Origin of the sequence: Enterobacter cloacae complex sp. GF14B, assembly GCF_004136805.1 — a bacterium.
GTDB lineage: Bacteria > Pseudomonadota > Gammaproteobacteria > Enterobacterales > Enterobacteriaceae > Enterobacter > Enterobacter hormaechei_C.
Genome location: NZ_QFRV01000130.1, coordinates 1 through 6872 on the forward strand (window position 1 = coordinate 1; position 6872 = coordinate 6872).

Below are 6872 nucleotides of genomic sequence, written 5' to 3' on the forward strand. Positions count from 1 at the left end.
ATGTCGGCCTGCGCCTGAACGGCAGCCGAGCGACGCTGCTCCCACTCTTCCCGTGAGACCAGATGGGTATTGATCAGCTTATCGGTACGGTTAGCCTCACTTTGCGCCAGGCTGGCCTGCGTTTTGGCCCGCGCCAGGTTCGCCTGCGCCTGTTCCAGCGCGGCGCGATAGGTACGGTCATCAATGGTGAACAGCACCTCGCCCTTCTTCACTTCCTGGCCGTCGGTGTAATTCACTTTCTCAATGTAGCCGGACACGCGCGGACGCAGCTGAACGCTTTCCACCGCTTCAATGCGACCGTTAAAGCTGTCCCACTGGCTAATGGATTTCACCACCACGTCAGCAGCGCTGACAACGGGCGCTTGCGGCGCGGCATTTTGCGCGACGCTGTCATCGCACCCGACGAGAAGCACGGAGAGTAAAACCACCCCCATCGCGCTCAGATGAAAGTTACCCCAGGTTTTTTGCAGGCTCATTATTTTTATTCCGGTTATTGTAGCCGCCGGGCAAGACGCAGCGGGAGACGCCGCGCCACTTCCTTTGTCCGGTAGCTGGCTTAAGGCCATTTGTGTCGTTCATCGCCACAAAACTGTAACAGTTGCGAATACACTATTCGCGGCGATTGTAGGAAGGCGCTTAACTAAGTGCAAGAATAATTGTTGCACTTTATGTGCTATTTGCGGCAAAGGTAAATCACGTGTTTTGAACAGGGATTTAAATGCAACAATAAAACTTGCAATTAATGTAAAAACGGGTCACCTTTAAGTGCAACAAACAAAGATGCTTTTTAATGCTTGGCGTAGGGGGAAGCAAGATGAACACGGGTGCATTCATTCACGATTTACTCGACTGGATCGACAACAACCTCGATAGCCGTCTGGACATTGAAACCGTCTCCAGGCGAGCCGGCTATTCGAAATGGCACCTCCAGCGGCTTTTCAAAGAACATACCGGCTCCCCTCTCGCCGAATATATTCGCGCGCAAAAGCTGCAAAAATCGGTTGAGCGCTTAGCCCACAGCGATGAACCGATTCTGAACGTGGCGATCGCGCTGGGCTTTGACTCTCAGCAGTCCTTCAACCGCAGCTTTAAGCGTCAGTATGGTCAGGCGCCAGGGGCATGGCGACGCAGTATCGGCTGCCGTGGATCCCGGCAGATGAGCCAGTAGCTCACGTCCCGTTCGGATATCAGCTACAAAAGAAAAACCCTCTGTAAACAGAGGGTTTTATCAGTCTTACCTGCTTATAACTTCGCAGGAAAGGTTATGGGCTTACTCCCACTCCATTATTAATAGACATATAAATTATATATTTATCAGTAAATTATTAAGGAAGATACAAACAATACCATGATTGATGCCATGCTTAGAACTAAAGGCCCGGAGGTGCTCCCTTTTGCCGTTCAACAATGATTCACCGAAACCACAGAGAGAGGTTGTAAGCATGGCCGGGCCTGGACCGAAGGCGCCGTTCCCCCGCGACTGGTTGAACGGCAGGTCTGGCAAGTCGCGGACGCTCGATAACCCTAGTGCGCAAAGATCCTCAGCCTGGCGTTCGCGCGGCCGCACGTCGTCGACAGGCCGTCGATGTACATGAGAAGTTGCCGCGTCCGGTTGGTCAAAGTGTTCGCCAACGCACGTTTGCGCGCAGTCTCAATGTTTAGCAACCGGCCTGCGACGAGCCAGACCTCCTTGGCAATACGCCGATCACGCAACGCCGCGCGTACCGTATCAGCAACGTCAGCGGGAGCGACCCCTCCAGTGTTGCGGAAGATGCGGATACTTCCCGACGCTGGCGCTGGGATAGTGGTCTTGTTCGCGGTGTATGCGCGCTGCCACCGATCGTTCTCGATTTGGGGCGACGAGGTCAGGAAGAACCCTAGCGATGCAGCCACCTGGCGTCCAACCTCCTGGATGGCCGTCACGGAGGCGCTTTCGTCACCGTCGTCCTTCCCCAGAGCTTTTGCGTGAAGCAGCACCACCTTGCTGTCTGAGACCAGAATGAAGTCGGCCATCTCCTGGCCGTCGTCGTCAAGGAGGATAAGAGGGAACTCCCGCAGCGCCTTGGCGTAGTCGTCGGGTGCCGGGCCGGTTAGGCCGATGTATTTGGCAGTCAGTCCGAAAATTGACTCCTTTTGCCACTTGCTGACGTTGCCGTTCGCCCATGCTGCTTCTCCTTTCTCCACGAACGTGTCTCTCAGCGCCGGTACGGCAACAGCAACATCGAGTGCCGGGACACGTCTGTCCGACACGATCTCCCGCGCCTTGGCCCATTTGCCATGCATGTAAACCTTATCGGCCTCGTCGGTGAGGACGCGAAACGCCTGCTCGGCGTTGATTCTCTCGGTTAACGTCATGACCATACCCGAAGCCGAGAAGCCTTGCTGGAAAATGGCGTTGAGTTCGTCGCTTGAGATTGCGTAGCGGCCGGACTTGGGGTTGTAAGTGATCGAGCAGCCCAGCTTGCTGCCATCACTCATCGTAACCTGGAATTGGCCGTCGTCGATGTCGGCGCAGAGGTCGATCAAGGACGGCGCCTTCGGCGTCGACGGCTGACCCTCACGGTCGGCGATGAACGCTCCAAAGTCGTCAAGCGGCTGCAGATCGAGCAGTATATTCCGGGGGTTCTTCGCCTTTTCTGGGTCCGGTGTTGTGAGCTGCGCGAAACGATCGAACACTCGGTTGCCCGCCGTCGCGGCGGTGAGCTCGCGGTCGATATCGGTGGCCCACCTCACGTACTCATCGACGCCAACGCGGCGGACACTCGCGTCAGTGACCTTGGAACGGCTAAGGCCTAAGTAGCGTGCGGTGCCTCCAACGTATCCCGCGACGTTGGTAGGAAGGAGCACCGCATCCAGCAAGTCCGTAAACGTATCCTCGAAAGATGCGGTGCTGGTCGTCGTCGCCCGGATCGCGCGGTCCGCCATTTCGAGCGATGTGGCAGCCAGCTTGGTGATGCGGACCTTACGGTCGTTGCTGCTCGGACCGAAGAGCCGGACGAGGATCTGCCTGTCCAGACGCGTGACGCCGATCTTGTTGGCATCGAACGGCACACCGTCGGTGTCGAACACGAACAGTCGGTCGTTGATCCGCACCATTAGCGTGACCCCAAACTGCCATTCTGTAACAAAATGGCGACTGAGGTAGGGGCTTTCGTCGACGGAGAAGAAGGTCCAGCCCCAGACTCCTTCCGGCAAATCGTCCACGGGGTGGACCACGAAGCGATTGCGGGCGACGATGCCCTCGCGGGTCTCAGTTTCCGCAAGAGTCGCGTCGAAGTCCGGACCGATGGCGAAAATCGCTGCGCGGCGGGGGACCAGAAGATCATCACGGTGCAACGGACCCGTTACAGGAAGTCTCTGGCGGAAGCTCCCATCAACATACTGTTGATCCGGCATCGCCGGGACGATCCTCTCGGGCAGATAAGCCTCGCCGGGAATGATGCTGGCAAGATTCTCCTCCCCTGCGGCTTCGAAGGCCAGGTATTGTGCCCAGCTGGTCTTGAGCCTTGCGAGCTGCTCGGCGTTGCGTGCAACCACCGTCGCCGTCTGGATTTGCTGGCGCTTCGCATCGGTCGAGCGCAACACCCGACCGATCTGTTGCACGAGCTGGCGGTCGTTCGTGAAACCATCCAAAATAGCGACAGCGACGAACATCGGATCGTCGATGCCTTCAAGCAATTTTGTTTGGTGCAGCCAGAAGGTCGCTTCTCCGGCCTTGTTCTGCGCCTCCCTTACCGTGACGAAGCGAAGCGGATGCAATTTACGGTTATCACCCTTGCCCACTTGGTCATGGATCAGCACCGCGTCTGTCTGTTTGCTCCCCGCAAGGAGGGGCTGCAACGTCGCGAGCGCGCTCCATGATGCGGCCCGCACGATGATTTTTGAACCGGCCGGGCGGTCCTTAGTAAGCAAGGGTGCGAGTTCGAGCAGCTGGTCAGCAAAGGTCTTGATGGCCGATGCGTCGCCGTCGGCTAACGCCTGGTCGATATCCTCGTTAAAGCAGTTGATGGCCGTCGCGCTACCGTTCTGCGAGTCTAGCGTGGCGAAGCACACGTCCCTCACGATTTTGGCGTCGGCCGCCTTCAGAAACGAGAAGTTGTAGGCGAACGAGCCGCGTACGGTGAAAAGTTTATAGTCGTTGCGGAAGGGGGTAGCGCTAAGCAGGATAGTTGGCAGCGCAAGTTCTCTGACGCTCCGGCTCCACGACGGTGCCGGCTCGTAGTGCCCCTCGTCCACGACGACGAGATCGAACGTGCCCAACAGATCAAGGATGCGGTCCAGCCGTGTGAGTTCCGCCAACTTTGCTTCATTTAGCGGAACGCCAGCAGCCTGACGCCTCAACTTGTCTCGCTCTGTCCGGATCTTGTCGAGAGCTTGGAGGGTGCCTACAAGAACGGTTCGGTCGCTAGCTTCCACCATGTTGCAAATCTGTTCGGTTCGAGCCCTGTTCGGCAGCAGAATTTCGATCGCCGCAGGTTCGACGCCAGAGTCCGACCAGACCTTGTTGCCCGGCTCTGCGCATCCCATGTTCGCCCAAAACCTGCGCCGGATATCGGCGTGCATTTGCTGAACAAGGCCTTCCCTTGGCGTTAGTACCAGCGCACGTCGAACCTTGGGGAGGCATCGAGTCAGCACGGCGATGACCCCCGATTTCCCGCTCCCCGTCGGCATCTTGACAAGGGCGCCTTCGGGTTCACCCGTTTGTTGCGAAACGCGGACGTAGGCGGCACCGAGAGCTATTGCCTCCTTCTGGTTCTGCCAGAGTGATAGGCCGTTCGGAGTACCGGTCCACACAGGCAGGGCTTCAAGGACCTTAATGTCCGCAGCATAGGCGCCACCATCGAACTTAGAGGCCTCAGGCACGTCGAAGGTCGTGTTCCGACCATGGTAGGCAAGGTTCAATCTCACTCTGTTCACTCCAATATAGCTCCCGCTGTCAGAAAATGAATAATGCATGCTGTGCGCTCTTATCCAAACACTTTTCGCATTATCTAAGAGCAGATCTTGCTATCATCTGCTTAACAGTGACGACGACATAAAGCTGACCGGCGGCTTCCATCAGATGTGATTATTGCGGTGTTTAAACCAACGTCGGTTTGCACTTTTTGGGTCTGACGAATAACAGTAGTAGCACACTGAATTTGGTCACCTACTTAGAAGCGATATCATTGTCTCATAGTCAAAAACAGGTGACATAATAAGCAGACGTAACAGACGCAATTTTAGCAGCGAATTTATCCTCCAAGCTGCTAAAATTGATCTCGGTCAGTATTCACCGTTGCCGTCGCTGCTATAGCTATAGGTGTCGGAATATCCACGATAAGAAGATCGAGAAATAAAATCCTCCATAGATTCACCAATGACATTTGAACAGATTAAAATACGCCAGCTGAAGAACAGACTTCGATACAATGAAAAGATTATATTAGAAAGCAACCATAATCTTGATGCCAGATACACTAGACAGTTATCATTTGTTGAGAAACTCAGTGTTCACCTCGACAATTCACTCATTACAACTCTTTTCAGGCGGCAAAATTCAATATGTCACAGCATACTATCTTCGGCATCTTACACCATTAGAACAGATATTTTTAAGTAATGTACCTATTTTAGATGTGGTTTTATGTGATCGAGGTCATCTACCTGTTCGCGTACCTGACTAAAAAACATGATGGCTCTATGATATCATCCCTTCACTCAAAAACTTCATGATTCTGTGGTGAAAGTAGCCAGTATGAGCGACGAGGAAGCAAGCAAATACCCCCATAGCGCCATATCCACTTGGAGTGGATTTGTCTACCAAGGCAAGGTAGCGCTTTATCATTGTCTTAAGTTAATTAATCAAGGAGATAGTGATTTCCAGCTACAGCTTGACAGTACAGATGATTTCGCGATTTACAAAGATAATAATTTAATAAGCGCACATCAGGTTAAAGCAAAAATTGGTGATTACCGCAGTAATTATAAGGAAGCCTTAGAAAAATCGGCAACAATAAAACTTGATAGAATCGCAGGGATAAAAAGATATTTTCATATATCTCAACCGATTAACGATCATAGTGATTACATTGATGCTAATCACGAACGAGTTGAATTCTATCAATACGGTGAAAATCGCCACTGTGAACTAGATAAGATAGAAGATCTAACCAAAGATATTATTAAAGAAATCTATACCCGCCAGGCAATCGTTTATGATGAGAGCCTTATAGATGCAAATTATTGTCTACTATCAGATAAAATCAGCTCTCACGCGCTAGCTATTCACACAAAAATACAAAATGATGGTGACGCTCAGCGTAAAGCAGCTTATGAATACAGAGTATCTGCCGCAAGTATGCTTGCAGACATTACGGACGCTAGTCCATATGAAAGAAAGGACTATTACGCGATCGAGTTAAAGACGCGCCTCTATAGTCACCTAGAAGAAAGGCTCGCAGAATCACTCTCGGAGATGTCGGACGCGGCCTACGAAAGAGCCAGGCGTATCTATACGCTTATAAGAAAATCTGAGGGCGGCGATTTCAAGACACTCTGCCAACTTATGAAACCCTCAGAGAAGTTTTCACGCATTCAGAACTCAGATATACGCCGATATACGGATCTCGTACACACCTTTAAAGTCGATCCAATTTTAAAACGACTACCACATTATTTAGACAGCAACAATAAATTTTACGCACCAACGGCATTATATTTGCTGGAACCAACAGATAAAAAATACTGTACTTCTGATATTATCGGTGATGCTGCCAACTTACTGATTTAGTGTATGATGGTGTTTTTGAGGTGCTCCAGTGGCTTCTGTTTCTATCAGCTGTCCCTCCTGTTCAGCTACTGACGGGGTGGTGCGTAACGGCAAAAGCACT

At 52.5% G+C, this 6872-nt stretch carries 5 protein-coding genes; 3 read left to right on the top strand and 2 right to left on the bottom strand.

Annotated features, from left to right (window positions below; genetic code table 11):
• On the bottom strand, window positions 1–476 hold a 476-nt coding region (locus DD606_RS23265), incomplete at its 3' end, for an efflux RND transporter periplasmic adaptor subunit (protein WP_129259232.1).
• A gap of 338 nt (window positions 477–814) precedes the next feature.
• On the opposite strand from DD606_RS23265, the gene DD606_RS23270 reads away from it, so the two are divergent.
• Entirely contained in the window at window positions 815–1168 is a 354-nt protein-coding gene (locus DD606_RS23270; protein ID WP_022651570.1) for a helix-turn-helix domain-containing protein, read from the top strand.
• A 356-nt stretch (window positions 1169–1524) separates the two neighbouring features.
• Here the strand turns inward: DD606_RS23270 and DD606_RS23275 are convergent, their stop codons facing one another.
• Window positions 1525–4902, bottom strand: coding sequence for a DEAD/DEAH box helicase (locus tag DD606_RS23275; protein WP_176691465.1), 3378 nt, complete (start codon window positions 4900–4902; stop codon window positions 1525–1527).
• 835 nt (window positions 4903–5737) lie between these two features.
• On the opposite strand from DD606_RS23275, the gene DD606_RS23285 reads away from it, so the two are divergent.
• Both DD606_RS23285 and DD606_RS23290 read left to right on the top strand, forming a co-directional pair.
• Entirely contained in the window at window positions 5738–6772 is a 1035-nt protein-coding gene (locus DD606_RS23285) for an ABC-three component system protein (RefSeq protein ID WP_255573119.1), read from the top strand.
• Between the two features lie 28 nt (window positions 6773–6800).
• The coding region (locus DD606_RS23290; protein ID WP_001568368.1) for an IS1 family transposase at window positions 6801–6872 on the top strand (72 nt) is incomplete at its 3' end.

What these genes read in the sequence shown, in the direction of transcription:
- DD606_RS23270 (WP_022651570.1), top strand. Translation starts at nt 815, where the DNA reads ATGAACACGGGTGCATTCATTCACGATTTACTCGACTGGATCGACAAC.
- DD606_RS23285 (WP_255573119.1), top strand. Translation starts at nt 5,738, where the DNA reads ATGAGCGACGAGGAAGCAAGCAAATACCCCCATAGCGCCATATCCACT.